Origin of the sequence: Actinomycetospora sp. CA-101289, from assembly GCF_050955895.1 — a bacterium.
Classification (GTDB): domain Bacteria; phylum Actinomycetota; class Actinomycetes; order Mycobacteriales; family Pseudonocardiaceae; genus Actinomycetospora.
Map to the genome: position 1 here is coordinate 5,914,578 of NZ_CP192093.1, position 23,821 is coordinate 5,938,398.

Genomic DNA, 23,821 nt, shown 5'->3' on the forward strand with positions numbered 1-23,821 from the left:
CCCCGCCAGGCGTCGCCGTCGGGGAAAGGCCGGTGCGCCGGCCGTGGAGGCGGTGCCGGACGCGCCCGCTGTCGAGGCCGCGACCGAGCCGCTCGCCGTCGAGACCGTGACCGAGCCGGACGCGCCGACAACGACCCGCAGCCCTGCGCGGCCCCGGCGCCAACGAACTCAGGAGCCCGTGCCCGAGGCCGCGCCAGATGCTTCGGAAACCGAAGCATCTCCGGCTGCGGTCGGAGTCGTGTCGGACGCGTCGATCACGACCCGCGGCTCAGCGCGGACCCGACGGCCGCGAACCCAGAAGCCGGTGCCCGAGGTCGCCCAAACTGCTTCGGAACCCGAAGCATCTCCAGCTGCCGACACGGCGACCGAGCCCCTCGCGGTCGAGGCCGAGCCAAATCCTTCGGAAACCGAAGCATCTCCCATGCCCGAGCCCGAGGTGGCGCCGCGACGGACGGAGGGGCCCACGTGCGGCCCGCCTCCCTACGACGCGCTGCAGGCGTGGTCGCGGGTCGTGAACGTCCAGGCGCTGGTGGCGAGCTGGCTGGTGCGCCGGGGCGCGACCCTGCGGTGGGCGGCCGTCGACGGCGACGGACCCGCGCGCGACCTCGTCGCGTCGATGGACGGCGACGACCTGCACGTCGAGGTCACCGGCTGGCCGGCCGACGGCGCGCGCACGCACCCGACGACGATCGCGGGCGACTGGTTCTCCGCGGCGGAGCAGGCGGCGGCGGAGCGGCGGCGCGCGCACCCGCGGGCGCGCATCGTCATCGCCCTGCCCGACACCCGCCGCTACCGCAGCCTCACCGAGCAGCGCTCGGCGTCGCTGGCGGGCGCGGAGGCCGAGGTGTGGTTCGTCGATCCGGCGGGTGCCGTCCACGCGCGGTGAGCCCCGCCCCGGTGAGGGTCGCCTACCGGTTGGCCCCTCGGGGGTGGGGGTACGAGCGGGACGCCACCACGCGAACGGAAGGTCCCGCATGTCCGCCGACATCACCGAGATGATCCTCGACGACCACGACTGGTTCCGCCGCCAGTTCCTGCGCCTCGCCGACCTGCGTGAGCAGCCCGAGGAGGCCCGGAAGGTGTGGGACGCGCTGGCGATCCAGCTGGAGATCCACGCCTCGGCCGAGGAGCAGCACTTCTACCCGTCGATGGCCCGTCGCGCCGACGACGCGGAGGCGTCGGCCACCGAGGACGCGGTCGGCGACCACGACGAGATCCGCGAGGGGTCCGAGAAGGCGCGCCAGGCCGAGGTCGGCAGCCAGGAGTGGTGGGACGCCATCGACGAGACCGACCAGGCGAACAACCACCACATGGCCGAGGAGGAGCGCGACGACCTCGCGCCGTTCCGCAAGGTCACCTCGCTCGCGTTCCGTCAGGAGCTGGGCGCGAAGTTCGAGCAGTTCAAGGTGAAGCACGCCGAGGGCCGCGGCCTGTCGTTCGAGGAGAAGGACCCCGAGCAGTACGTCAAGGCCGTCACCTCCTGACGCGGGTCAGCGCTGGCCGAGGCCCACGGGGACGATCGGCGAGACGGCCTCGGTGCTCGTCTCGCCGCTCGGACCGGCGGCCGGCGTCGTCGTGAGCACAGCCGCCGCGCCGCCCAGCACCACGGCGAGCAGGGTCGATAGCGCCGGCACCGCCCACCGCGGGCGGCGCTCGAGCGGGACCATCGGGCGCGGCGACCGGGCGAGGGAACCCGCGCGTGGCGCCGGCACGGGCAGCGCGGAGAGCGCGGTCAGCGGGATGCCGTCGGTGGGCGTCGGGTCGTCGAGGACGGCGCCCTGGCGCGGCAGGATCAGCGCCGCGGTGCCGTCGAGCGAGCTCTCCTCGTCGGAGGCCCAGACGACGGTGGTGCCGGGCGTCGCCGCGAGGTGGTCGACGATGGCCGTCGGGCGGTCGGCGACCACGATCGTCGGCACACCCGGGACCTCGTCGCCGAGGGCGTCGTACATGCCCTCGCGCACGGCGTGGTCGGCGAGCTGGGTGAACTCGGCGCGGGTCAGGTAGACCTCGGCGTCGCCGGCCGACACCACGAGCTCCTCGCCGTCCGAGGTGCACATGAGGCGTCGGGCCTCGCGCAGCTCGCGGTCGAGGTGGGCGGCGTCGCGGCGGGCGGCGGCGTCGACGCGCCGGCGCAGCGCGTCGGCGAGCTCCGGGTCGACGACGGCGAGCTTCGCGCGCACCACCCCGCCCAGCAGCGTGTCGAGCCGGCCGCCGATGTCGACCGGCCCTCCTCGCCCGACCTGCACGCCGTCGTCGGCCGTGCACACCGACCAGGCGGCGAGGTCGTCCCCGCGGGCGTCGACGACGATCGCGCGCGTCCCCGCGACCCAGGTCGCGAGCTGGGCCCCCGCCCACGCCACGGCGTCGGGGAGCCACGACGGGTCCGGGAGGCCGGCGAGGCTGACGGCTTCGGTGAGGGCGGCGAAGCGCTCGTGCTCGAGGTCGCCGGGGACGACGATCACCAGGTGCTCGGGGTGCCCGCCCTCCGCGCAGGCGAGGGCGGCCAGGGAGGCGCTGAGCTCCTCGACGTCGCCGTCGACCAGCTCCGCCTCGATGGGCCGGTGGTCCTCGTCGTCGACCCGCACCGCCGCGAGGGATCCGGGGACCGCCTCGAGCGCCAACGTCCACCGGTCCACGTCTCCCCCTCCGGGTGCCGCTGTACTCCGAGCAGGTGTCCCTGCGCTGGTCTGTTCGGACTACAGTAGCGCTCTGTTAGCCGATCCCGGGATCTTCAGCCATCAGTGAGGCGAGCGGTAGGCCGTTGGGCGATCCGAACCTCGCCGTGGGTGGCGGAGCGGGGTCGGGGGACCCCACCTCAGTCGTTCGCCCAGGGTCCAGCGAACACCACCGCGACCTGCGGACCGACCGCGGTCGCGACGTCGTCCGGGAGCAGCTCCAGCGTCAGGAGCACGTTCGCCGCCAGGTGCGCGTCGCGCGTCCAGAGCCGGTCGAGGCCGTCGAGACGACGAGCACGGGTCGGCGGGCGATCCCGCCGGCGCGGTCGGGGTCCACGGGCGGTGCGGGCGGCAGGGGCACGTCGTGCTCGATGCGGCGAAGCAGGTCGTCGTACTCAGCGAGGTCGGCGACCTCGACCCGCGCGACCTGGGCGTCGAGGGCGTCGAGGGCGTCGTAGAACTCGGTCACGGTGCCGATCGAGGCGTCGTCGACGAACCAGGGGCGGCCGTCACGAACCGCGTGCTCCGCCGGGAAATCGATCGAGACCGGCGACTCGACGCCGTCTGGCGGATCGACGAGTTGGCCCCGCGGGCTGACCCGGACGGACGGGGCGTCCTCGGGATAGCAGGCGGACCGATCGAGGACGCGACCGGTGCCCTGGAGGTCCTCGCTCTCCAGACCGACGGTCTCCCCGCCCTTGTCGACGCTGTAGTACCAACGGCCGTCCTCCTCAGCCCGTCCGAGCACCGCGCTCACGTTCCGTGCCACGCCGAGACGACGTGTCCTCGGGTTGTCCTTGATCAGGACGACCTCCCGTGGGTGCCGTTCCGGCAAGCCCGACCCCGTTACGCTCGCGCTCCTGTTCCCCGGGAGGTGGCCGTGACCGTGGACGCCGTGCGCGCCCGCGCCCACCCCGAGCTCGTCCCGCTGTGGCGCGGGCTCGTCGTCTACCGCGTGGTGGCGCTCGTCGCGGCCGTGGTCAACCTCGTGCGGTCGTTCGACGCGTGGGCCCGCCCGGCACTGGGGATCGCGATCGTCGTCGCCATGGCCGTGTGGACGGTGGTCTCGTCCTGGCGCTACCTGCGTAGCGGTGACCCCGCCACCGCCGTCGCCGACCTCGTGATCACCGCGCTGGCCACCGCGTCGACGCTGCTCGTGGACACCCCCGAGCGCATCGCCGCCGGCGGCGCGGTGATCACCACCGTGTGGTCGGCGGGCCCGGTGCTCGCACTCGCCATCGCGCTGGGCTGGCGCGGCGGGCTCGGCGGGGCGCTCGTGACGATCGGCGTGCTGTTCGGGGTGCGCCGGGCCCTGGACACCGACCTGCTCTTCGACGCCCAGCTGCTGCTCGTCGCGGGCCTCGCGGTCGGCCTGGCCGCGGACACCATGCGCCGGTCCACCGAACGTCTCCGCGTCGCCGTCGCCCGGGAGGCGGCCACCGCCGAGCGCGAGCGACTGGCTCGCGACATCCACGACGGCGTGCTGCAGGTGCTGGCCCTGGTGCGCCGGCGCGGCGGGGAGCTCCCCCGCGAGGAGCTCGCCCACCTCGCCGGGGAGCAGGAGGTGGCGCTGCGCCGGCTCATCACGTCGACCCCGGAGCCGCGCGCGGACGGCACCGTCGACCTGTCCTCGCGTCTCGCCGGCGCCCTGCCCGCCCGGGCCTCGCTGGCCGTGCCCGCCGAGCCCGTGCTGCTGCCCGCGGCCGACGCCGACGAGCTGGTGGCGGTGCTGCGCGAGGCCGCGACGAACGCGGCGACGCACGCCGGCGCGGACGCGGGGCTGTGGGTGCTCGTCGAGGACGACGGCGCCGGGGTCACCGTCAGCGTGCGCGACGACGGCGTCGGCATCCCCGCCGGGCGCCTGGACGAGGCCGCCGCGCAGGGCCACCTCGGGGTCGCGTCGTCGATGCGGGGCCGCGTCGCCGCGCTCGGCGGCACCATCACCCTGCACACCGCGCCCGGCGAGGGCACGGAGTGGGAGATCGCCATTCCCAAGGGAGGGGCCTGACGTGGTCCGCGTGATGGTCGTCGACGACCACCCGATCTGGCGCGAGGGCGTCGCGCGCGACCTCGCCGAGCGGGGCCTCGAGGTCGTGGCCACGGCCCCCGACGGCGCGGCCGCGGTGCGCATCGCCCCCGCGGTGCGCCCGGACGTCGTGCTCATGGACCTGCAGCTGCCCGAGCTCTCGGGCGCCGAGGCCACGGCGCGCATCCGCGCGGACCTGCCCGCGGCACGGGTGCTCGTGCTGTCGGCGAGCACCGAGCACGGCGATGTCCTGGGCGCCGTGCGGGCGGGGGCCTCGGGCTACCTGGTCAAGTCGGCCGGGCCCGAGGAGCTGGTCGACGCCGTCGAGCGCACCGCCGCGGGGCACGCCGTGTTCTCGCCGGGGCTCGCGGGGCTGGTGCTCGGCGAGTACCGGCGCCTCGAGACCACGGGTCCCGACGCGCCGGCGCTGACCCCGCGGGAGACCGAGGTGCTGCGCCTCGTGGCCAAGGGCCTGACCGCACGCGCCATCGCTGCGCGGCTGACGCTGTCGCACCGGACGGTCGAGAACCACGTCCAGAACTCCCTGCGCAAGCTCCAGCTCACCAACCGCGTCGAGCTCACGCGGTACGCGATCGAGCAGAGTCTCGACGCGGATGACTGACATGTCCCGATTGACATGTACAGACGGACAGGTGGAAGCTGACCGTCATGGAGAGCGCACCCGGCCGGTTCACGATGCTGACCGCGCTGCTGTGGGACGTCGGCATCCCGCTCGTGGGCTACTACGCCCTGCACCTGCTCGGCGCGTCCGACTGGGTCGCCCTGCTCGTCGCGACGCTCGTGGCGGGCCTGCGGCTGGTGTGGGTGGCGGTGCGCCGGCGCGAGGTGACCTGGTTCGCCGCGGTGATGCTCGCGGTGTTCGGCCTCGGCCTCGCGCTGGCCTTCGTCGGCGGCGACCCACGGTTCCTGCTGGTCAAGGACTCGTTCGGCACCGCGCTGGTGGGCCTGGTGTTCCTGGCGAGCCTGTTCTTCGGCAAGCCGCTGACGCTCTCGGCGTTCCAGACGTGGCAGCCGGGCCAGGCCGTCGAGATGGAGGAGCTCTACCGGACGATCCCGCCGGTGCGGCACACGTTCCGGCTCAGCGCCGTGGTGTGGGGCGTCGGGCTGCTGCTCGAGGCGGCCGCGCGGATCCCGCTGATCTACCTGCTGCCGATCGACGTCATGGTCGGGGTGTCGACGGCGATGATGGTGACCGTGATCGTCGGGCTGTCGCTCTGGAACGGCTGGTACGGCGGGCGCACCGGGGCGAAGGCCCGCGCGTGGGCGCAGGAGCACCACGCGCCGGCGTGACCGGTCAGCCCGGCACCGTCACGCCCATCCGCTCGAGGCTCCAGAGCGCCCAGCCGTGCACGGCCTCGTACTGGCGCACCCCGTACTCGCCGGCCAGCCGACCGAACGGGGGCGGGCCGTCCGTGCCGTGCTGCGCGTCCTCGGACGCCATGAGCGCGCGCAGCGCCTCGCCCTCGCGGGCGCAGGTCTCGGCGATGCCCTCGAGCAGGAGACGGGCGTCGTCGGGCTCGAGCGACTGGACGAGGAACATGCGCAGGACCGTCTCGTCGCGCACGGTGGTGCGCTCGGGCCAGTGCAGCATCCAGCGGCGCAGCTCCGTGCGGCCCTCGTCGGTGAGCGCGTAGCTCTTGCGCCCGCGCGGCCCGGTCTCGTCGACGACCACGAGGCCCGCCTCGGTCATCTTGCCCAGCTCGGGGTAGATGCGGCTGTGGCCGGCCTGCCAGGCGTACTGCCCGATGCCGCCGTCGAAGGCGCGCGTGAGGTCGTACCCGCTGGCCGGGCCCTGGGCGAGCAGCCCCAGCAGGGCGTGGCGCAGCGACATGCGGCGACGCTACCAGTCCGGACGGACATGTCCAGGTTGACAGGTCGCGGTGCCGGGCCGACGCTGGGCGGATGACGAGCAGCCCCACCGAGATCGGTCGCCGCCCCGAGCTGGGCGGGCGCTTCGCGCCGGTGCCCGACGAGATCGACGCCGTCGACCTGCCCGTCGAGGGGACGCTGCCGCCCGAGCTCACCGGCCGCTATCTGCGCAACGGGCCGAACCGGCTGCCCGGCGAGGAGCCCGGCCACCTGTTCACCGCGCACGGGATGCTGCACGGCGTGCGGCTGCGCGCGGGCCGCGCCGAGTGGTACCGCAACCGCTGGGTGCGCACAGGCGCGCTCGAGGGCCGTCCGTTCATGTCCGAGGCCGGCGTCGACCTCACCGCCGTGCCCGCCAACACCCACGTCATCGAGCACGCGGGGCGGCTGTTCGCGCTGGTGGAGAACGGCCTGCCCTACGAGGTGGACGGCGAGCTGGCGACGATCGGGCCCTGCGACTTCGGCGGCCGCCTGACCACCGCGATGACCGCGCACCCGAAGACCGACCCGGAGTCCGGCGACCTGCACTTCTTCGGCTACTCGCCGTTCCCGCCGTTCCTGACGTACCACCGGCTCTCCGCCGACGGCGCCGAGCTCACCAGCCGCGGGGTCGACGTCGCGGGGCCGACGATGATGCACGACTTCGCGGTCACCGCCGAGCACGTCGTGTGGCTCGACCTGCCGATGACGTTCCAGTGGGAGCGGATGGCGACGGGCATGCCGTTCGGGTGGGACGAGGCGTACGGCGCGCGGTTGGGCGTCATGCGCCAGGACGACCCCGCGTGCGCGGTGGCCTGGTTCGACGTCGATCCCTGCTACGTCTTCCACGTCGGCGGGGCCCACACCGACGCGCAGGGTCGCGTGGTGGTGGACGGGGCGCGCTACTCCCCGGCCGACGTCGGCGTGATGTGGGGCGGGCCCGTGCACGGCGACCCCGCGGCCGCCGCGGCCGCGACCGGGGCGGCGCGCATGCACCGCTGGGTGCTCGACCCGCGCGACGGCTCGGTCACCGAGACCGCGCTCGAGGACCGGGGCGTCGAGTTCCCGACGCTCGACGAGTCGCTGGTCGGGCGGGACTCGCGGTGGCGCTACGCGATCGCCGACCGGGGCGCGCAGGGCGAGCGGGCCGGCGCCGTGGTGAAGGTCGACGGCGACGGCACGCTGACCGCGCACGAGCTGGGCCCGGACGTGGTGGCCGGCGAGGCGGTGTTCGTGGCGTCGGCGGCGCCCGGGCGGGCCGAGGACGACGGCTGGCTGCTGACGATCACGACGACGCGTGACGGCGCCGCCTCGCAGTTGCTGGTGCTCGACGCGACGGACGTCGCCGCCGCCCCCGTCGCCGCGGTGACCCTCCCCCGCGGCGTCCCCTCGGGCTTCCACGGCAGCTGGGTGCCCGACCCCACGTGAGCGATCTCTGGGCCTATAGGCCCAAAGATCGCTCACGTGCCTAGTTGAGGTGGGCGCGCCAGCGGCGGGCGTGGCGGTGCAGGGCGTCGGCGTCGCGCGGGAGCGCGTCGGCCCAGGTGTCGAGCAGGTCGGCGGCCTCGCGGAACGCCGCGCGCCGGCCCCGGACCTCGGCCAGCTCGGCGACCTCGGTCGCCGACACCCCGGGCAGGCCCAGGCGCATGCGCAGCACCCAGCCGAGCTCGGCGAGGTCCCCGCGCGAGAGGTGGATGCCGCGCAGGTTCGTCAGCATCCGGACGAGCACCGCCTCGGTGCTGATCGGGGCCAGCAGCGCGTCGTCGAACGCGACCTCGGCGCCCAGGCCCGTGGCCTCGCGGAACCGCGCCTCGCACTGCTCGCGGTCGAGCAGCTCGCCGGTGAACGGGTCGAGGTGCAGCGGCGAGCCGACGGGGTGGACGAGGAAGTGCCCGGGCATGCCGACCGGCTCGAGCGCCACGCCCGCGCGGCGCCCGACCTCCAGGCACAGCACCGCCAGCGTGATCGGGATGCCCGTGCGCCGCGCGAGCACCTGGGTCAGCGAGGAGTTCCGCGGGTCGTAGTAGTCCTTCCGGTCGCCGTGGAAGCCCGCCTCGACGAACAGCCGGCGCACGAGGTCGTCGAGCCCGCCGACGCCCGCCGCGAGCCGGTCGATCTCGGCGCGCGCCGCGTCGACGTCGGCGGCCGGGTCCGCGGCGCGGGCGATCTCGAGGACGGCGTCGAGGAGCTCCGGCTCGCCGCCGTCGACCAGCGCCAGGAACCGCTCCACGGCGTCGTCGACGGCCGCTCGCCGGGCCGCGTCGTCCTCCACGCCGCGCAGTGTGCCCTGCCCGGACACGCGGCGCCGGGCGCGCGGGTCAGGCCGGCCGGGACACCGCCCCCGTGTCCCGCGACCAGGTCAGGCGCCCGTGCTCGAAGTCCTGCTGGCGCCCGTTGGGCACGTCGTACTCCGCGCTCGTGGGGTAGCCCAGCGCCGAGGCCTCGCCACCGGCGGCCCGCCACTGCCCGGCGATCGCCCCGGTGACCGGCCACGCCCCGGTGCGCGGCGACCACACCACCGTCCCGTGCTCGAAGTCGGTGCTGCGCCCCGTGCCGTCGGCGGTCGGCGACTCGACGCGCACCGGCTCGCCCAGCGCGGCGCGGTCGGCCGACCAGGCCGTACGGACGTCGCTTGCCGACTGGTCGATCAGCTGCTGCACCTTCGCCCGCAGCGGCTCGAGCTGCGCGTACCCCGCGTCGCCCGGGCAGGACGTGTTGCCGACGTCGCGGTGGGCGAACAGGGCCGGGACAGTGGTCGTCTGGCCCTTGGGGAAGCGCGAGGTGCCACCTCCGGCGGAGGTGAGCTGGACCTGCTGGCGCGGGTCGCGGTAGAGCCCGCCCAGCTTCCACGCCGCGAGGGCCGCGACGGAGTTCAGCGTCGCCGGGGTGGGCGGCGTCGTCGAGGTGTTGCCCATCATCGCGATGCCGAAGGTCTCGCGGTTGAACCCGCCGGAGTGGGCGGCCACCACGGCCCGGTCCAAGCCGCCGGCCCGGCCCTCGAAGATCGTCCCGTACTTGTCGACCAGCGCGTTGTAGCCGATGTCGCCCCAGCCCTGGGTGCGCGAGTGGTAGGCGTAGATCGCGCGCACGATCTTGGGCGAGTCGGCCGCGGCGTAGTCGTTGGACTCGCTCGTGTGGTGGATCGTCACGGCCTTCACCGTCGGGGTGGTCTCCGGCGGCCAGCTCATCATCGACTCGTCGGCGCCCCACTGCGCCCGCGTGACGTACGTCGGCGACGCGGGCCCGCGCGCCGCGCCCATCGCGCCGATGGCGTCGTCGTTGCTGCCCAGGCCCGGGTCCAGGCGCACGACCTGCACCTCGTCGGTCACCGGCTGCCCGGCGCGCGTCGCGCGGACCTCCACCGCGGTGCGGTCGCCGACCCAGATCGGGTCGGTGCCGCCGCGCTGCGGCGCGACGCTGGATGCCGCGCTGTCGCGCTCGCTGCCGCTCGGGTCCAGGTTCGTCCACGTGCCCCAGGTGCCGGCGGCGTCGGTGGAGCGCAGGGACACGGCGTCCGGTGCCGCGCCCGTCCACGTCACCGCGACGAGGCGCAGCGGCGCGGCGCTGTGCGCCTGGCGCCCGCCGAAGGCGTCACGGGCGCCCGGCGCGTAGGTCACCGGCTCGATGCCGGTGGCGACGGGCTGGGCGGGCGGCAGTCCGGCCGGCGGCATGACGGCGTGCGCCGGGTCGAGCTGGCTGACACCCCCGGTCACGGCCGGGTCGGCCGGCGCCGGCGGGGCCGCGAGCGCGGGCGCGGCGGGGAGCACCAGGGCCGCCGCCGCGACCAACGCGGCGACGCCGACCGTGGCGGACCGTGCTCGTGCCGACCTGCGGGAACGCCCCGTCACTCCCCGGGACCCGGCCATCGCGATCACACCTCCACTCGCGGGCGGCGACCGTCCGGCCGCCGCGCGGGGATCACCATGAACCCCCACACGAGTCACACCAGCCCCACCACGCGCAGAAGCCGCCCGGTCGGGTGACTTCCGGACCGGTCTCGGATCAGAGGTGCGCCTGGGCGAACGTGGCGACCGTCCGCATGGCCATCGCGTCCGCGCCCGCGCCGAACGGGGCGCCCACGACGGGCAGGAGCTTGGTGACGTTGAGGGCCCCGCGGCGGGTGAACCGCGAGGTCAGGCGGTAGCCGATGCGGGTGTCGAGCTGGGCGCGCACCTCCGGCGGCAGCCGCCGCAGCCCCGAGAGCAGCGAGGCGTTGACCAGGTCGAGGCCCGTGCGCTCGGCCAGCTCGACGCCGTCGCCGCCCAGCACGCAGACCATCACCGCGGTGCGCGTCACCGGGTCGTCGAGGTCGCGGCCGCGCAGGCGGGCGATCGCGGCCGCGAGCCGTGTGCTCAGCAGGTAGAGCCCGGTCATCCCCGCCGGCGCGGTGACCACGAGCGTCGCCGCCCCGCCGAGGCTGCTCAGCAGGCCGGTGCTCGCCGCGAGCCGCACGTGCGACCCGACGATCCGGCGCACCGCGGCCTCGACGTCGTCGTCCGTGGCCGCCATCGCGTCGTCGGCGACGCCCGCCGCCCCAGCGAACGGACCGATCCCGGCGACCGCGCGCCGCCACAACTCGTCGACCAGGGTGTCGGGCAGACCCCGCGAGCTCGCCACGCCCCCAGTGTCGCGACTACCCCACGAGGTCGCAGGCGGCGGCCAGGGTCCCGGCCCACCGCTCGGCGCCGTCGCGCTCGCGGGCGCGCTCCAGCCGCTCGCGCTGCGGCGCCGCCCGGGCCCACACCAGCACCCGCCGGTCGATGCGCGCGCCGTAGAAGGCGTCGACGACGAGCTCGGCGAGGTGGTGGTCGGCGCTCGCGATCTCCTTGTACTCCCAGATGGCGAGCAGCCGGTCGGGCGGCTCGCCGAGGGCGCCGATGCCGTCGAGCATCGCCACGGCCGTCGCGCCGTCGGGGGCGTCCGGGTGGGCGTCGAGCAGCGCCGTCCACACCGCGTCGACGACGTCGCGCACGGCGTCGCGCTCGAGCTCGCTCCAGTCCGCCCAGACCTCGGCGACGCGTCCGAGCACCGTGCGCAGGTCCACCCGCTCGTCGGTGAGCGCCCGGCGCAGGAGGAACGGGGTGAGGGCGCGGAGGTCGTCCGCGGTGCCGAGCGTGTTGCCCAGCGCGAGCGCGAGCGTCAGCGGGTCGGCGTCGGCGACCCGCACCTCGCCGTGGCAGTGGGGGCACCCCGCCAGCGACTGCGGGGCCGGGTGCGCCACGAAGGCGGCCTCGAGTCCCCACAGCGCAGCGTCGACGCCCGCGTCCGTCTGTACGTCCATCAGGAGCAATCATCGGCGTCGCAACGCGACACGCTGAGCCGTTCAGGCGAACATGACTCGCTAGTGTGACCGACAGTCGCTCGGTGTACCGCCGAGCGTGTCGACGCGACCACTCGTCCCGTCATCGAGGGCGCCGCCCGGGGGCGCGACACGCCCGGGACGGGCGGGTCCATCACATCGGCGGGCGCCCCGGACGCCGTCGTAGCAGAGTCGGATCATGCGCTCGCGCCGACCGACCCCGACCCCGGGCCCCGAGGTGAAGACCACCGGGGGCCTCCTCCGCGGCATCACCGCGGACGGCGTGCACTCGTGGCGGGGGGTGCCCTACGCCGCGCCCCCGGTCGGCGCGCGGCGCCTGCGCGCCCCGCAGCCCGTCGAGCCGTGGGAGGGCGTGCGCGACGCCTCGCGGTTCGGCCCGGTGCCGATCCAGGAGCGCATCGGCGAGTTCATCGGCGCCGGCAAGCACACCCCGATGGACGAGGACTCCCTGACGCTCAACGTCAGCGCGCCCGTCACACCGTCGGACGAGCCGCGCCCGGTCATGGTCTGGTTCTACGGCGGCGCGTTCGTCGTCGGCGCGTCCTCGGCCCCGACCTACCGCGGCTACGACTTCGTCCGCCGCGGCGACGTCGTCTACGTCAGCGTCAACTACCGCCTCGGCGCGCTGGGCTACCTCGACTTCTCCGGCTACGGCACGCCGGAGCGCCCGGTGGAGTCGAACCTCGGGCTGCGCGACCAGATCGCCGCGCTCGAGTGGGTGCGCGACAACATCGCGGCCTTCGGCGGCGACCCGGACCAGGTGACGATCTTCGGGGAGTCCGCCGGCGCCATCTCGGTGACGACGCTGATGACCGTCCCCTCGGCCCGCGGCCTGTTCCACCGCGCGATCGCCGAGAGCTCCGCGCCGGGCATGGTCTTCGGCCAGGCGCGGAGCCGCGCCTGGGCGGCCTCGTACGTGACGGCCCTCGGCGCCGACGACGACCCGCTCGCCGGCCTGACCACCGCCACCCCGCACCAGCTGCTCGGCGCCGCGCAGGTGCTGCGCGACCAGCTCGGCGACCAGCCCGGCACGATCCCCACCGCGCCCGTGGTGGACGGCGACCTGCTGCCCGAGGCCCCGCTGGACGCCTTCGAGGCCGGGCGCGCGGCGGACGTCCCGCTGATCATCGGGACCAACGACACCGAGGGACGGCTCTTCGAGCTCCCCCGCCTGCGCATGGACGTCCTCGTCAGCGAGGAGCGCGCCGCGCAGATGTTCGCCCTGACCCAGCCGGAGCTGCGCGAGCAGGTGCTCGCGGCCTACGAGGGCACGCCGCACCGCCGCGACCTCGGCGGCGACTACATGTTCTGGTACCCCTCGGTGCGCGTCATGCAGGCCCACCGCGGGCCGGTCTGGGCCTACCGCTACGACCTCACGACGCCGGTGCTCAACCTCATGGGCGTGCGCGCGACGCACGGCATGGAGCTCTTCCCCGTCTTCGGCGTCACCGACCGGGGCTCGGCGGCGTGGCTCACCGCGCTCGGCGGGCGCCGCGAGCTGCGCGCGATGCAGGACCGGGTGCAGGGCGACTGGATCCACTTCGCCCGCCACGGGGCCCCCGCCTCGTACTGGCCGGCCTACGACCCGGACACGCGCCTGACCAAGATCCTCGACCGCGCGGACCGCGTCGAGTCCGACCCGCGCCGCGAGCGCCGCCTGGCCTGGGAGGGCTTCCGCGGCTACGACTAGCTCGTCCGGGGCTTGGCCTTCCGCTTGCGCTGCGCGGCGTACAGCGTGACGGCCAGCGAGATCAGCGCGACGACGGCGAAGACGATGCCCAGGATCGTGTCGTGCTCGACGAAGAAGAAGATCACCGCCACGCCGACCGACAGGATCGTGCCGATGATGCCGATCCCGACGTTGAGCTTGAGCTCGCTCTGCTTCTCGGGCGAGTCGTCGGGGTCGGCGGCGGGGTTCCGGGCCTGGGGAGTCTTGCCCTCCTCGGTCATGGAGACCTTCTACCCCGTCGCGGGGTGCGCGTGAACCCCGGCTACGCCCAGCCGGGCACGACCAGCAGGCCCCAGGCCAGCAGCGGGCCCGCGACGACCACGATCCCGCTGTAGACGAGCATGCGCCGGTAGAAGGCGTCGCGGTCGACCTCGGCCGGGGTGGACGCGAGGACCAGGGCACCGTTGGTGGAGAACGGGCTGACGTCGACGACCGTCGTGGCGACCGCCAGCGCCGCCACCATGCCGATCGGGCCCACCGCGCCCGACTGCAGGAACGGCAGCGCGAGCGGGATCGCGACGCCGAGGATCCCCGCCGACGAGGCGAACGCCGACAGCACGCCGCCGAGGTAGCAGAGCAGCAGCGCGGCGATCAGCGGCACGCCGAGGGCGACGATGCCCGCGCCGACCCAGTCGACCGTCCCGGCCTCCTGCAGCACGGCGACGTAGGTGATGACGCCGCAGACCAGCAGGATCGTCGACCACGCGATCCCCGCGGCGGCCTCGCGGTGCCCGGCGGGGCAGAGGATGCCGAGCAGCACCGCGATCCCGAGCGACAGCACGCCGACGTCGAGACCGAACGCGACCGTGCCGATCGCGAGCGCGGCGATGCCGATGAGCGTGAGCACCTGCTCCCGGCCCACCCGGGGCGGGGTGTCGTCCTCGCCCTCGTCCTCGACGTCGGCCTCACTGTCGGTCTCGTCCGTCGTGGTGGCCGTGTCGGTGCCGGCCGGCACCGCGTGCGCGACCCGCACCCCGGTGAGGCGGCGCCCGCCGAGCACGACGAACAGCACCGCCGCGATCGCCACGTTGATGAGGAACGGGGCGAGGAAGAGCACGAGCGGGCTGAACGGCAGGCCGGTCGGCTCGACGACGCCGGCCACGAAGACGCCGTAGACGCTGATCGGCGAGAACGCCCCGGCCAGCGACCCGTGGACGACCATCATGCCCATGAGCAGCAGGTCCACCCCGTAGCGGCGGGCGAAGGGCATGGCCAGCGGGGCGACGATCGCCACGGCGAACAGGGCCCCGATCGCCGAGAACACCGCCGAGAGCACGAAGAAGATCCAGGGCGCCGCGACGAGGTGGCCGCGCACGAGGCGCATCGACCAGCGCACGAGCAGGTCGACGGTGCCGTTGTGGTGGGCCACCGAGAACAGGTAGGTGAGCCCGACGAGGATGAGGAACAGGTCGACCGGGAAGCCGGCCAGCGCGTCGTCGAGGCTCATGCCGACCAGCAGCACGCCCACCCCGGCCGCCGCGACGAACCCCAGCGCACCGAGGTTCACCGGCAGTAGCGTCGCGATCACGAAGATCACGACCAACACGACGATCGAGACGATCTCCGGGGCCATGCGTTCTCCCGCCGCGCGGGGCGGGCCGCCCCGCCCGCCGAGGGTGACGATTCGCCCACACGGGGTGCGTGATCGTCAACTGCGCCTCAGAGCCGGCGCCGCAGCCCCGACGCCCGCCCGATCGGCCGCGCGATCGCCGCCCGCACCGCCTCCTCGCTGCCGACGAGCCGCACGCGGACCCGCGCCCGGGTGACCGCCGTGTAGAGCAGCTCGCGGGTGAGCAGCGGCGACTCGGCGGGCGGGAGGATCACCGAGACCCGGGCGAACTGGCTGCCCTGCGCGCGGTGCACGGTCATCGCGTACACCGTGGTGACGCCGTCGAGCAGGCTCGGCGCGATCTCGATCGGCGCGTCCCCCCGCGCGAACACCGCCCGCGGCCCCTTCGCGGTGGCCACCACGACGCCGGTGTCGCCGTTGTAGACGCCGCGGTCGTGGTCGTTGGTGGTGACCAGCAGCGGGCGGCCCGGGTACCACTCCTCGTCGCGGTCGGCGACCGGCCCGGCCTCGAGCAGCCAGCGCTCGACGTCCGCGGCCCACCGCGTCACCCCGTAGGGCCCGCGGCGGTGCGCGCAGAGCAGGCGGTGCTCGTCGAGGTGTTCGAGCGCCAGCGGGGCGTCGCCGTCGAGGGCCGCCAGCTCGGTCTCGGAGGCGGCGCCGACGACCTCCTCGCGCAGCGCGCGCAGGCCCGCTGGGTCGCGCACGGTCAGGTCGGCGTCCTCGACGAACACGACGTCGTGCTCGCCGGCGCGCAGCGCGTCCATCGCCGCGTCCGCGTCGCCGACCCGGATCGCGGCGGCCAGGGCCGCGATGGTGCCGTGGAAGCGCCAGGTCCGGTCGAGCACGGTGACGCCGCCGCGTACGGGCGCGCCGGGCGCGCCGACCCGGTCGAGGGCCGCGTCGAGCGCCGGCTCGGGGTCGGCGGGGGCCGCGACCAGGTCGCCGAGCACCGCGCCCGCCTCGACCGACGCGAGCTGGTCGGGGTCGCCGACGAGCACCAGGCGAGCGTCCGGGCGCAGGGCCTCGAGCAGCCGGGCCATGAGCGTCAGCGACACCATCGAGGTCTCGTCGACGACGACCACGTCGTAGGGCAGGCGGCGGTGCCGGTCGAACCGGAAGCGCGACGACCCGCGGATCGGCCCGAGCAGCCGGTGGATCGTCGACGCCGAGAGCCCGAGGACGCGCTCGCGGTCCGCCGGCGGCAGCTCGACCTCGGCGAGCGCCTCCTGCATGCGGGCTGCCGCTTTGCCGGTGGGGGCGGCCAGGGCCACGCGCAGCGACGCGTCCTGGTCGCGCAGCACGGCGAGCAGCGTGGCGACGGTGGTGGTCTTGCCGGTGCCCGGTCCGCCGGCGAGCACGCTGGTCCAGCGCAGCGCGCTCACCGCGACGGCGCGGCGCTGGGCCGCGTCGGTGGCGTCCTCGCCGCCGCGGAACAGGCGGTCGAGCGCGGCGCGCAGACGCTCGTCGTCGACCTCCGGCGCCGCTGCAGCGGCCCGGACGGCGAGCGCCGTGCGGACCTGCTCCTCCTGGCGCCAGTACCGGTCGAGGTAGAGCAGCCCGTCGACCAGCCGCAACGGGTGCCCGGTGGCCGTCGGGTCGTCCGCGGCGACGAGCGGCGAGGCCGCGCAGGCCGCGAGCCACGGGCCGGGCTCGGGCCAGCGCAGATCGGAGGTGTCGACCACCTCGTCGCCCTCGGCCAGCACCGTCCGGTCGACCTGCTCGAGGTCCAGGCACACCGAGCCCGCCCGCAGCGCGCGCACCGTCAGCGCGGCCGCGAGCAGCACCTGCTCGTCGGTCTCGCCGCCGAGGCGCGAGAGCCGGTGGGCGACCTGTACGTCGGTGGCCGCCAGCACCCCGCGCGCGTTGAACTCCGCGAGCAGGCCGGTGGCGCGCACCGCGAACCGGACGCCGTCCTCGGCGAGCTCGCCGGTGGCCGTGGGAGCGCTCACCGCGGACCCCCGTCGAGCAGGGCGCTGAGCTCGACGACCAGCGCCGGCGGCGGGGACCACGCGAACACCCCGCACGTGGTGCCGTCGACCACCGGGGTGTCCGGGCCGCACATCCCGCGCAGGAAGAGGTAGAGCACGCCGCCGAGGTGGGTCGCGGGGTCGTAGCCCCGCAGCCGCCAGCGCAGGAAGCGGTGCAGGGCGACCGCGTACAGCACGGCCTGCAGGGGGTAGTGCGCGGCGATCATCGCGGTGGTCATCGACGCGAGCCCGTAGTGCGCCGCGGTGAGCGGCTCGCGGCCGGCGGGCCCGATCGGGCCGAGCCAGTTGGTCTTGTAGTCGACGACGACGAAGCGCCCGTCGGGGCTGCGCAGGACGCCGTCGATGCTGCCGGTGAGGTAGCCGCGCAGGACCTGCTCGCCGAGCCCGTGGTCGTCGTCGAGCACCTCGGGGTACCGCACGAGCGGGTCGTCGGCGGGCGGGTGGCGCCGCAGCAGCCCCGCGATCTGCGCGAGCGTGACCGCCGGCGTCCCCGCCCCCGCCCGGTCGCCGCCGGCCAGCGGCAGCTCGAAGTCCAGCTCGGCGAGGCGGTCTCGCGGCGCGACGTCGGCGAGGCACCACGGCCGGCTCGCGAGCGGCAGTGGCGTCGCCATGACGGGCAGCAGCGCCGCGGCGAGCGTCGCCGCGGCGACCTCGGCGTGCGGGCGGTGCCGCAGCTCCTCGGCGGACGCGGCGAGCAACCCGGCGTGCAGATCGCCGGTGGCGGTGTCGACGGTCTCGAGCACCGCGTGCACGAGCGTGCCGAAGGCCGCGCCAACGGGGAGGTCGGCGAGCGGCGAGGGCAGCGGCGGGACGTCGTCCGGCGACGCGGCGGGCGCCTCGTCGGGCTCGGTCTCGTCGGTGAGGGTGCGGTCCTCGGGCTCGCTCACCGGGGCGCCGGCGTGCGCCCCGGCGGTGAGCGAGGAGTACGACGAGCGGCGCCACGCGAGGTCGAGGCCGCGGTCGAACGGGGCCGCGGCGAGGCGCCGGGCCTCGCCGGCGTCGGGCACGTAGGGCACCGGCGTCCGCGCCTCGACGCGCTCGACGGCGATGTCCTCGCTGGCCAGGGCGTCGAGGTGCTCGGCGACCCGCACGTCCTCGACCACCGGGTAGGAGCCGTCGGGGTCGGTGCCCGGCCCGGGCCGGCCCCACAGCAGGCGGTGCACCGCCGAGCTCGACGTGTTGGTCGAGGGCGCCCACCAGCACACGACCTGCCCCTGGGCCCGGGTGAGCGCGACGTAGAGCAGGCGCAGGTCCTCGCCGTCGTCCTCGGTGCGCGCGGCGGTGACGTGCTCGGACCACGCGGGGTCGTCGCGCCCGCCGACCGCGCGGACCCGGTGCCCGTCCGCGTCGTGGTGCGTGACCACCGTCGGGTCGTCGGAGACCCAGCGGTCCCACCCGAACGGCACGTAGACCACCGGGTACTCGAGGCCCTTGCACTTGTGCACGGTGAGCACCTGGACCGCGCCAGTGTCGGACTCGAGCCTGCGGCTCCGCTCCGGGCGGATCTCCCCGGCGCCCGCGCTGGTCTCGGCCCGGCGCGCGCGCAGCCACTCCACGAGCGCGACCACCCCGAGCCGCGACTCGACCGACGCGGCGTGCAGCACCTGGCCGATGTGGCGGATGTCGGTCATGCGCCGCTCGCCGTCGACGCGGGCGAGCACCCGCGCGGCCAGCCCCGTCTCGGCCGACGCGGCCTCGAGGAACGCCGCGACCCCGCGCTCGTGCAGCACCGCGCCCCACCGCCGCAAGGCCGCCCCGACCTCGGGCAGCACCTCGTCGGCGTGCGCGTCGAGGTGCGTGGCGCCGTGGCCGAGGAACGTCGTCAGCGCGGCGGCCCGGACCCGCGCGGGGCGCCCCGGCTGCTCGACGGCCTCGAGCAGCGTGAGCCACTCCTCGGCGCTCTCGGTGGCGAACACGCTGGTGGCGCCCGCGAGCACCGAGGGGATGCCGGCCGCGGTGAGCGCGCCCTGCACCAGGGTCGCCTGGGCGTTGGTGCGCACGAGGACGGCGACGTCGCCGGGGCCCAGGTCGCGGTCCTCCCACCGGGACGGCGCGGCGACCAGCTCGGCGACGTCGGCCGCGAGGTCGGCGGCGATCCGCTCGCGCACGCCCACGACCAGCGGGAGCTGGGTGCGGTGGTCGGCGCGCAGGCCCGTCCGCGGCACCACGCGCAGGCGGAAGGGCGCCGGCCGCGGGGCGCCCGCCAGCCGCCGTCCCGGGTGCGCGGACGCCACCGGCGGCACGACGATCCGCGGGTCGCCCAGCGCTGCGCCCCCGAAGACGGTGTGCAGTGCGGTGACCAGCGGCGCGTCGCTGCGCCAGTTGGTCGCGAGCCCGGCGCGGGTGTCGGCGGACTCGACGGCGGCGAGGTAGCTGACGACGTCGGCGCCGCGGAAGCCGTAGATCGCCTGCTTGGGGTCGCCGATGAACGTCAGGGCGGGCGTGCGGCCGTCGCCCGGGTCCTCGTGGAACGCGGCGCGCAGGATGTCCCACTGGATGGGGTCGGTGTCCTGGAACTCGTCGACCAGCACCACCGAGAACCGCGCCCGCAGCCGGGCGCACGCCGCGGCGCCCAGCCGTTCGTGGCGCAGCGCGCGGTGCAGCCGGGTCAGCATGTCGTCGAACGTGTACAGCCGCCGGCGGCGCTTGCGCGCCTCGACCTCCTGGCGCACGGCGCCCGCGAAGGCCGCGCGGGCGCCCGCCCGGTCCGGGGCGTCGCGGCCGGGGGCGATGAGCGCGCCGGGATCGTTGACGACGGCCTGCCCGATGAGCAGGGCGGTGGCGCGGTCGAAGTCGGGCGGCGGCGCGTCGGGCACCGCGTACTTGCGCAGGTAGAAGTCGTCGACGACCTCGGTGACCACGTCGTCGATCCGCTCGACGAACGTGCCGTCCGGGTCGGTGTCGCCGACGATGCCCAGGCCGGTGAGCATGTCCTGGCAGAACTGGTGGGTGGTGGCGATGGTCGCCGCGTCGAAGCCCGCGAGCGCCGTGGCCAGGCGCGCGCGCCGCCGGGCGACCTCCGCGTCGTCGACGTCGGCGAGCAGCTCCAGCACCGGGTCGCCCGAGACGCGCGCCGCCCCGGGGTCGGCGAGGCCCCGCTCGGTGTCGACGAAACGCCCGCGCACCCGCTCGCGCAGCTCCCGCGTCGCCTCGCGCCCGAAGGTCACGATCATGATCTGCGGCAGCGTCGCGTGGCCCTCGGCGACGTAGCGGGCGGCGAGCGCGGCGATGGTGAACGTCTTGCCCGTGCCCGCGGAGGCCTCGAGCACCGTCGTGCCGCGGGGCAGCTCGCCGGTGACCTCGAAGGGCCGGGTCAGCGTGGCGGTCACCGGCCCCTCAGCTCCTCGGCGTCGCGCACCGGCGTCCACAGCCGCGTCGCCAGGCCCGCGAACCGGCTGGGCGCGTCCCCCGACGGGTCGCCGACGAGGTCGTCGAGCAGGCGGCGCCGGCCCCAGACCAGCACGTGGGCGGCGTCGTCCTGCTCCCCGCCGAAGCGGCTGGTCCACTGGTCGCGCGCCCGGTTCATCGCCGCGGCCTCGCCCTTGGTCGCCCGCGTCTGCGCGTACGCCTCGGACGTGCGGCACATCAGCGGCAGCGGCTCGAGCAGCCCGTCGGCGTGCAGCGCGAGCAGGTCGGTGAGCACCTTCTGCGCCACCTCGGGCTCCAGCGGGCGGAGGGTCGACGTCAGCACGGGCGCGCCGTAGTTGCCCCGGCCGACGGTGACCGCCCGCCAGGTGCGGTCCGGGTGCGCCGCGGCGAGCGCGAGAAGGCTGACCCACGCGCGCAGACGGTGCTTCGGCGCCAGCTTCGAGTACGTGACGGTGACCAGCGTGGCGTCGTGCACCCCGCCGACCGCGCCGACCAGGGCGTCGGTGGTGACGTCGACGTCGGTGGCCGCCGTGCCGCGCAGCCCGTCCACCGCCTTGGCCAGTGGCTCGATCTGCCGGCCGAGGTCGCGCACCAGCCGGTCGCCCAGCGGGCCCGGCGGCAGGTCGCCGCGGCGCCGCTCGGCCGCGATGCAGGTGGCGACGTCGCGGCCGGCGAGGCGGTCGCGCAGCAGGCGCTCGCCGATGGCCCACTTCGCCAGCCCGTCGGGCTCGACGGGCACCGCCTCGACGGTCTCCTCCTCCTCGCCGCGCGCGTGCACCCCGAGCCGCTGGCGCAGGAACGCCCGCACCGGGTGCTCGAAGAAACGGGCCAGGTCCTCGAGGTCGACCTCGGCGCGCGCCTTCGGCGGGAGCGGACCGGGCAGGAACGGCGTCGGCGTGCCCCGCTCGGCGAGCAGCGCCCGGGTGCCCGCAAGGGCGAAGCCGTCGAAGGAGAACGGGGTCTTCCCGCCGCCGGCGTCGAAGTCGTCGGCGTCGAAGGGCTGCAGCGGGTTGGCGCGCGTGAGGTGCTCGCGAGCCCTCCGGCCGTCGGCGAAGGCGAAGCTGGCGTCCAGGGTGTCGACCAGCTCGCCGATCGGCACCGCGGGCGGGCGCTCGGCGCCCGTGCGCTCGTCGGCGCCGGAGTGGACGACGACGAGGTGGTCGGTGGCGGCCACGATGGCGTCGAGCAGCAGCTGCCGGTCCTCGGCCGCGGGGTCGCGCTCGCCGACGCGGGGGTCGCGGGCGAGGACGTCGTCGCCGTCGGCGCGGGTCTCGCGGGGGAACACCTGGTCGTCCATGCCGAGCAGGCACACGACGCGGTGCGGCACCGACCGCATCGGCATCAGCGTGGCGACGGTGAGCGTGCCGGTGCGGAAGTTCGCGCGCGTGGGGCGTCCGGCGAGCCGGTCGGCGAGCACCGCCCGCACGTCGTGCAGCGTCATCGCCGGGTCGTGCGGGGCGCTCTCGAGCACCGCGGCCAGCTCGGCGCGGGCCTGCGCGAGCTGCCACGCATCGGCCGGGACCGTCGCGGTGAGCGAGTCGAGGCCCCGGCGCAGGGCGTCGATCCAGGCGCTCAGCGGCCGGTCGCCGCGCAGGTCGTCGACGACGGCGCCGACCCGGTCGACCAGCTCGCCGAGGCGGCCCACGGGCTCGACGTCGGAGGAGTCGACCTCGTCGAGCGGCAGCGCGTCGCCCAGCCAGTCGCCGCCGTCGGCGGACATCGCGACGCCGACGAGCAGGCGGTCGAGCCCCTGGGCCCAGGTGTTCTCGCCGAAGCGGGCCAGCGAGAACGCCGCACGGTGCGCCGCGTCGAGCCCCCAGCGGACACCCGCGGTCTCGGCCAGCTCGCGCAGCCGCTGGAGGTCGTCGTCGTCGAACCGGAAGCGACGGCGCACCGGGTCGGACTCGGCGAGGTCGAGCAGCTGCGAGGCGGTGATCCGGGAGTCGGCGAGCTCGAGCAGCGTCGCGACCGTGCCGAACAGCGGGTTGACCTCACGCAGCGACCGGTCGGCCAGCCGCACCCGCAGCCGGTGCCCCGGGTGTGCGACGTCCTCGCCGTCGCCGGGCCCGAACGTCGCCGTGATCAGCGGCGCGAACGTCTCGATGTCCGGGCACAGGACGATGACGTCGCGCGGCTCGAGCGTCGGGTCCTCGCGCAGCAGGCCCAGGATCGTCTCGCGCAGCACCTCGACCTGGCGGTCCGGCCCGTGGCAGCGGTGGATCCGGATGCTGCCGTCCGTCGCCGTGACCGGCACGGCGGCCGGCGCCCGGTCGTGGCGCAGGTCGTCCTGCAGGCGCGCGAGCAGCGTGGTCCGCGGCGCCGGGTCGGCGTGGTGGTGGTCGGTGCGCGTGGACCGGCCGGGGCGGGCGAGGCGCAGCTGCAGCTCGCGGACGTCGCGGCCGAGGCTCGCGAGCAGCGGGTGCGCGACGGCGTCGGCGCTGGTGTCGTCGCTGCGCCGCTCGGCGTCGTGGTCCTCGAGCCGCGACCAGAGCGCCGGCGAGGGGTGCGGCAGCCAGAGGTGCACCTCGTGGCCGACGGCGAGGGCGTCGAGCACCATGAGCTCGGTGGACGACAGCCGCGTCGCGCCGAAGAGCGAGAGCCGGGCGGGGAAGCGCCCCGGCTTGACCTGCGGGTCGATCTCCGGGGGGCTGGGCTCTGCGACCCGGGCGCGCAGCCGCCGCCACAGCTCGGGCTGCCAGAGCAGGTCGTCCGGGGTGCCGGCGTCGTCGCCCGCCGCCCAGGCCCGGACGAGCGCGGGCCGGTGGTCGGCGTAGCGGCTGAACAGGCGCGCGAGGTGGCGCGCCGCGGCGAAGCGTCGCCCGCGCCGCGTGCCGCTCGGGTCGCCGACGCCGAGGAACGCGCCGAGCGGGGCGCACCACGGCTCCTCGGCGCACGCGTCGATGGTCTCGAGCAGGGGCCAGACCAGCCGGTCCGGACGCCACGGGTCGTCGTCGGGGACGCCGAGCACGCCGGCGACGACCTCCGCCGGCGAGGGGAAGACGACGTTCGCGCACACCCCGTCGTCGCCCCCGGTGACCCCGAGCCGGTGCGACAGCCGCTGGGCGAGCCAGCGCTCGATCCCGCGCGTCGGCACGGCGACGACCTCGGGCTCGAAGGGGTCGTCCAGCGGGTCGGCGAGGACGTCGGCCAGGGCCTCGACGAGCCGATCGGCGCGCTCGGCCCGGTGCACGTGCAGCACGCCGCACCTCCCCCCGCCGACCCGATCTCTGCCTGCCCGGCGACGCTAGACGAGGGGTCCGACACCTTGGCCCTCC

The 23,821-nt window shown here is 75.7% G+C and carries 19 protein-coding genes; 7 read left to right on the top strand and 12 right to left on the bottom strand.

Annotation, left to right across the window (positions count from 1 at the left end):
• Positions 1-421 precede the first annotated feature (421 nt).
• Positions 422-886, top strand: coding sequence for a hypothetical protein (locus tag ACQPX6_RS29405; protein ID WP_433784329.1), 465 nt, complete (start codon positions 422-424; stop codon positions 884-886).
• A gap of 88 nt (positions 887-974) precedes the next feature.
• On the top strand, positions 975-1,484 hold the full coding sequence (locus tag ACQPX6_RS29410) for a hemerythrin domain-containing protein (RefSeq protein ID WP_433784330.1): 510 nt from the start codon (positions 975-977) through the stop codon (positions 1,482-1,484).
• A 6-nt stretch (positions 1,485-1,490) separates the two neighbouring features.
• On the opposite strand, the gene ACQPX6_RS29415 is transcribed toward ACQPX6_RS29410, so the two are convergent.
• Entirely contained in the window at positions 1,491-2,636 is a 1,146-nt protein-coding gene (locus ACQPX6_RS29415) for a hypothetical protein (protein ID WP_433784331.1), read from the bottom strand.
• A gap of 265 nt (positions 2,637-2,901) precedes the next feature.
• On the bottom strand, positions 2,902-3,432 hold the full coding sequence (locus ACQPX6_RS29420) for a hypothetical protein (protein ID WP_433784332.1): 531 nt from the start codon (positions 3,430-3,432) through the stop codon (positions 2,902-2,904).
• 123 nt (positions 3,433-3,555) lie between these two features.
• Between ACQPX6_RS29420 and macS the strand changes: the two genes are divergently transcribed.
• From macS to ACQPX6_RS29435, 3 genes are read left to right on the top strand one after another with little or no spacing between them, the layout of a single operon-like run.
• Complete coding sequence (gene macS, locus ACQPX6_RS29425; RefSeq protein WP_433784334.1) at positions 3,556-4,683, top strand: MacS family sensor histidine kinase; 1,128 nt, start codon at positions 3,556-3,558, stop codon at positions 4,681-4,683.
• A 13-nt stretch (positions 4,684-4,696) separates the two neighbouring features.
• Positions 4,697-5,323, top strand: coding sequence for a response regulator (locus tag ACQPX6_RS29430; protein WP_433788400.1), 627 nt, complete (start codon positions 4,697-4,699; stop codon positions 5,321-5,323).
• Positions 5,324-5,370: 47 nt separating this feature from the next.
• The gene (locus ACQPX6_RS29435) at positions 5,371-6,012 is read left to right on the top strand and encodes a VC0807 family protein (RefSeq protein ID WP_433784335.1); all 642 of its coding nucleotides are present in this window, start codon (positions 5,371-5,373) and stop codon (positions 6,010-6,012) included.
• A 4-nt stretch (positions 6,013-6,016) separates the two neighbouring features.
• Here the strand turns inward: ACQPX6_RS29435 and ACQPX6_RS29440 are convergent, their stop codons facing one another.
• Positions 6,017-6,553, bottom strand: coding sequence for a PadR family transcriptional regulator (locus tag ACQPX6_RS29440; RefSeq protein ID WP_433784337.1), 537 nt, complete (start codon positions 6,551-6,553; stop codon positions 6,017-6,019).
• A gap of 71 nt (positions 6,554-6,624) precedes the next feature.
• Here ACQPX6_RS29440 and ACQPX6_RS29445 point away from each other — a divergent pair, with 71 nt between their 5' ends.
• A complete protein-coding gene (locus tag ACQPX6_RS29445) occupies positions 6,625-7,998 on the top strand; it encodes a carotenoid oxygenase family protein (protein WP_433784338.1) in 1,374 nt (457 codons plus the stop codon).
• Positions 7,999-8,038: 40 nt separating this feature from the next.
• Here the strand turns inward: ACQPX6_RS29445 and ACQPX6_RS29450 are convergent, their stop codons facing one another.
• The 4 genes from ACQPX6_RS29450 to ACQPX6_RS29465 form a co-directional block, all read right to left on the bottom strand.
• Positions 8,039-8,842 (bottom strand): transglutaminase family protein, encoded by an 804-nt coding sequence (locus ACQPX6_RS29450; protein ID WP_433784339.1) that lies wholly within the window; start codon positions 8,840-8,842, stop codon positions 8,039-8,041.
• A gap of 46 nt (positions 8,843-8,888) precedes the next feature.
• On the bottom strand, positions 8,889-10,358 hold the full coding sequence (locus tag ACQPX6_RS29455; protein ID WP_433784340.1) for an N-acetylmuramoyl-L-alanine amidase: 1,470 nt from the start codon (positions 10,356-10,358) through the stop codon (positions 8,889-8,891).
• Between the two features lie 214 nt (positions 10,359-10,572).
• Positions 10,573-11,187: a hypothetical protein gene (locus ACQPX6_RS29460; RefSeq protein ID WP_433784342.1), complete on the bottom strand. Its 615-nt coding sequence runs from the start codon at positions 11,185-11,187 to the stop codon at positions 10,573-10,575.
• 16 nt (positions 11,188-11,203) lie between these two features.
• Positions 11,204-11,851, bottom strand: a complete 648-nt coding sequence (locus tag ACQPX6_RS29465; RefSeq protein ID WP_433784343.1) for a hypothetical protein — start codon at positions 11,849-11,851, stop codon at positions 11,204-11,206.
• 217 nt (positions 11,852-12,068) lie between these two features.
• On the opposite strand from ACQPX6_RS29465, the gene ACQPX6_RS29470 reads away from it, so the two are divergent.
• Positions 12,069-13,580, top strand: coding sequence for a carboxylesterase/lipase family protein (locus tag ACQPX6_RS29470; protein ID WP_433784345.1), 1,512 nt, complete (start codon positions 12,069-12,071; stop codon positions 13,578-13,580).
• Here ACQPX6_RS29470 and ACQPX6_RS29475 read toward each other — a convergent pair.
• The 5 genes from ACQPX6_RS29475 to recC form a co-directional block, all read right to left on the bottom strand.
• Positions 13,577-13,840 (bottom strand): hypothetical protein, encoded by a 264-nt coding sequence (locus tag ACQPX6_RS29475; RefSeq protein ID WP_433784346.1) that lies wholly within the window; start codon positions 13,838-13,840, stop codon positions 13,577-13,579. The two genes, ACQPX6_RS29470 and ACQPX6_RS29475, sit on opposite strands and share 4 nt — an antisense overlap.
• A gap of 41 nt (positions 13,841-13,881) precedes the next feature.
• Positions 13,882-15,192 carry an SLC13 family permease gene (locus tag ACQPX6_RS29480; RefSeq protein ID WP_433784347.1) on the bottom strand — a complete coding sequence of 437 codons (1,311 nt, stop codon included), beginning with the start codon at positions 15,190-15,192 and terminating at the stop codon, positions 13,882-13,884.
• A gap of 86 nt (positions 15,193-15,278) precedes the next feature.
• Complete coding sequence (recD, locus tag ACQPX6_RS29485) at positions 15,279-17,138, bottom strand: exodeoxyribonuclease V subunit alpha (RefSeq protein ID WP_433784349.1); 1,860 nt, start codon at positions 17,136-17,138, stop codon at positions 15,279-15,281.
• On the bottom strand, positions 17,135-20,506 hold the full coding sequence (locus ACQPX6_RS29490) for a UvrD-helicase domain-containing protein (protein WP_433784351.1): 3,372 nt from the start codon (positions 20,504-20,506) through the stop codon (positions 17,135-17,137). Before ACQPX6_RS29490 ends, recD begins: the two co-directional genes overlap by 4 nt.
• Positions 20,503-23,745, bottom strand: coding sequence for an exodeoxyribonuclease V subunit gamma (recC, locus tag ACQPX6_RS29495; RefSeq protein ID WP_433784353.1), 3,243 nt, complete (start codon positions 23,743-23,745; stop codon positions 20,503-20,505). The genes ACQPX6_RS29490 and recC overlap by 4 nt, the downstream gene beginning before the upstream one ends.
• Positions 23,746-23,821 lie beyond the last annotated feature (76 nt).

Bases quoted from the DNA above. Each gene is read 5' to 3' on its own strand.
- ACQPX6_RS29475 (WP_433784346.1), bottom strand. From the start codon at position 13,840: ATGACCGAGGAGGGCAAGACTCCCCAGGCCCGGAACCCCGCCGCCGAC.
- ACQPX6_RS29445 (WP_433784338.1), top strand. From the start codon at position 6,625: ATGACGAGCAGCCCCACCGAGATCGGTCGCCGCCCCGAGCTGGGCGGG.
- ACQPX6_RS29430 (WP_433788400.1), top strand. From the start codon at position 4,697: ATGGTCGTCGACGACCACCCGATCTGGCGCGAGGGCGTCGCGCGCGAC.
- ACQPX6_RS29440 (WP_433784337.1), bottom strand. From the start codon at position 6,553: ATGTCGCTGCGCCACGCCCTGCTGGGGCTGCTCGCCCAGGGCCCGGCC.
- ACQPX6_RS29405 (WP_433784329.1), top strand. From the start codon at position 422: ATGCCCGAGCCCGAGGTGGCGCCGCGACGGACGGAGGGGCCCACGTGC.
- ACQPX6_RS29480 (WP_433784347.1), bottom strand. From the start codon at position 15,192: ATGGCCCCGGAGATCGTCTCGATCGTCGTGTTGGTCGTGATCTTCGTG.
- ACQPX6_RS29465 (WP_433784343.1), bottom strand. From the start codon at position 11,851: ATGGACGTACAGACGGACGCGGGCGTCGACGCTGCGCTGTGGGGACTC.
- ACQPX6_RS29470 (WP_433784345.1), top strand. From the start codon at position 12,069: ATGCGCTCGCGCCGACCGACCCCGACCCCGGGCCCCGAGGTGAAGACC.
- ACQPX6_RS29410 (WP_433784330.1), top strand. From the start codon at position 975: ATGTCCGCCGACATCACCGAGATGATCCTCGACGACCACGACTGGTTC.
- ACQPX6_RS29435 (WP_433784335.1), top strand. From the start codon at position 5,371: ATGGAGAGCGCACCCGGCCGGTTCACGATGCTGACCGCGCTGCTGTGG.